This window comes from Nocardia sp. NPDC058666 (genome assembly GCF_042714895.1).
Classification (GTDB): domain Bacteria; phylum Actinomycetota; class Actinomycetes; order Mycobacteriales; family Mycobacteriaceae; genus Nocardia.
Genome location: NZ_JBHXRY010000049.1, coordinates 1 through 2,325 on the forward strand (window position 1 = coordinate 1; position 2,325 = coordinate 2,325).

Here is a 2,325-nt window from a genome sequence, read left to right on the forward strand (position 1 = left end):
TCGCGGGGCCGCGTGGGCACGTACAGGTCCACGTACGCCTGGAGGCGCTCGCCCACCGGTCCGCGGCGGGCGAGCAGGGCCCGCCGCGCGCTGCCCAGTTCCGCCTCGCTCCACTCCAGGGTCTGCAGGAGGAGCTCGTCCTTGCTGCGGAAGTAGTAGAGGAGGTGGCCGCTGCTCATGCCGACCTCGCGGCCCAGTCCGGCCATGGTCAGGCCTTCCAGTCCGCGTTCGGCGATCGTGGCCATGGCGGCGACGAGTACGTCCTCGCGCGGGGGCGCGTTCTTCCGCGCCGCGCGTACCGGTACTCCACCCGCCACCATGGACCCACTCCTTGTCGGTCGGCTGCCGGTCGTCTGCGGATCAGACCTTCGGCTGCTGCTGGGTGATGCAGTGGATACCGCCAGAGGGCCCACCCTGTTGCCCATGACCAGCAGTGCGACCACCCATTCTGCCCTCGATGGGAGGCGAATGGGAGTTAGCGCCTCGAGCGCTTCTTCTCCGTCGTCTCCCACCTGGCCTGCAGCACGTCGGCGATCTGCCGCTCCATTCTGGGGGTGACGTCGGCGTACACGCCACGCACCCCCTGAACGACGTGCCCCAGACGCTCCTCGATGGCGATGGGAGGCACCCTGTCTTCCTCCAGCATGGGCGAGTGGGCGTGCCTCATGAGGTGGATCCTGCGGCCCGCGAACGTCCGCACAGCCGGCAGCTTGGGCCTTTCATAGCGACCCTCCCGGGCGTCGGCGCCGTCCCGGATCGGCTTCCAGTAGTAGGTGTTGAAGTCGGTCGACACCAGCGGGCCGCCCGTCATTGACGGGAACGCCCACTCCGAATCGTGGGAGGCCAGGAGCTCGCGGTGAAGTGCTGCGAGAAAGGGGGGAATCACCAGAGTCCTCTCGGAGCCGTACTTCGGGAGGGCCAGGACGGGCACGCCCTTCTCGTCAGGCCGGCGAGGGTCCTTCCGGTACTTGTGCTGCCACTGCACCCTGATGACGTCGAGCGGCTTCTTCCCCCGGTACCGCTCAAGGGCCCTCTCGCGCCGCCGCGGGTCCTGTTCATTCTCGGGCCAGTTCGACCCGAGGAACTCCCGGCGGAGGCCGTACATCTCCCCCACTCGCATACCGGTGTACGCCTTGGTCATCATGAATGCGTAGCCAGTCAATCCCCAGACTTCCCGCGCATTGTCCGCAAGCTGGTGAAGGTCGGCGGTGGGCACCGTCTCCTTCTCTTCCCGGACCGGCCGAACATAGCGGCCGCGGCGAGTGTTCTTCTTCGGGATCGGCGACGAGGGAATGAGCGGCGGCTTATGGGCCACTGCGTCGTCCATAAGCATCGCGAACAACATGCGAATGTCGCGAACGTAGTTCGCCGAGTACTGGTCCTTGAGGTCGAGCATCCAGACCTGATAGGCGTTCGTCGTGATCTTATTCAGCGGGGTGTCACCCCACTTGGGCCAGATCTGGGCGCGCAGCCGCTTTTGATACGAGTGGAGCGAGGTGGGGTCAAGGTCGGCCGCATTGAGCCACAGCTTCGACCACCCTTTCAGAGTGATCCGGCCGTCCGCGCGGGCCACCTGCCGCCCGTTGCGAATGTCGGCTTCCCGGTCGAGGCCGTAGTTGAGGGCCTCTTCCTCGGACCACTCGGTGCTCGACTTGAAGTCGTAGATCTTCCGCTTGGTGTCCGGGTTGATGCGCCCGGTATCCCACTTCACGCGGAGGCTGTTGCCCCGCCATTCCGTCCATGGCATACGGATCCCTCGGAGTGGTGTTGCGGTCCCCGGCTGGTACCCCTACCACCGGGTCTCCGCACCTACTGGTCAGGCGCCACTCTGCCCCAGAAGGCAGCCGCCGCATCCCTCGCAGTCTCCTCCGCTACGCCTCACGATCTCACGCATGGACTGCCGGGCCGCGACGTCCTTCGTGATCTCGGGAGGCGCCACGCAGACCATTCTCCCATCGGCTGATCCGGACCAACCCGCAAACTTCGGTCCGACGTCCATGAGTAGCAGGTGTCTGCGCACACCGATTCCCCCCTTCCGAGGCTGGGAATCCCCCAAGGTGATGCTTCGACTCTCCCACGTGTGGGACAGGTTGGAACCTCTGAGGAACAGATTGGCCGTCACATCTTCAACATCCCAAAAGGTTGTACGACGAAGAGACGAGTTTTAGAGGACTCCACGCTCGCGCAGCTCCTCCAGGACTCGACGGTTCAGCTCGAGGATCTCGGCGCCGGTGAGGTCGCCCTTGGTGGCGAGGGCTGCGCTCTGAACTGCGTCCCCAAGGACGCGTTCCAGTTCGCGCTTGGGGATCTTGGAAACCTTGGCGC

Annotated in this window: 2 protein-coding genes; both read right to left on the bottom strand. The window is 65.5% G+C overall.

Features of this window, described 5'->3' with window-relative positions:
• Positions 1–317 (bottom strand): TetR/AcrR family transcriptional regulator (locus ACFWVD_RS28280; protein WP_379247909.1); only part of this gene is annotated, 317 nt, incomplete at its 3' end.
• A gap of 158 nt (positions 318–475) precedes the next feature.
• A complete protein-coding gene (locus tag ACFWVD_RS28285) occupies positions 476–1,711 on the bottom strand; it encodes a hypothetical protein (RefSeq protein ID WP_379247910.1) in 1,236 nt (411 codons plus the stop codon).
• Positions 1,712–2,325: the final 614 nt, after the last annotated feature.